The 234-nt window shown below is 53.8% G+C and carries 1 rRNA gene; it reads right to left on the bottom strand.

The features are described 5' to 3' along the window. Positions 1-234: ribosomal RNA gene (locus M3630_RS31380) — 23S ribosomal RNA — on the bottom strand; the annotation flags it as partial.

Here is a 234-nt window from a genome sequence, read left to right as displayed (position 1 = left end):
TAGACGCTTTTCTTGGCAGTGTGAAATCAGGGACTTCGGTACTTAAATTTCCCTCGCCATCACAGCTCATGCTTCACGGTGTGCGGATTTGCCTACACACCACACTCACTGCTTGGACGGCCATCCAATAGGCCGCTCACCCTATCCTCCTGCGTCACGCCATTGCTCAAGCGGAACAGAGGTGGTACAGGAATATCAACCTGTTGTCCATCGCCTACGCCTTTCGGCCTCAGC

Source organism: Brevibacillus sp. MER 51, assembly GCF_023714195.1.
GTDB lineage: Bacteria > Bacillota > Bacilli > Brevibacillales > Brevibacillaceae > Brevibacillus.
Note: the sequence above shows the minus strand (reverse complement) of the source record. Positions and strands in the feature narration are given on the sequence as shown.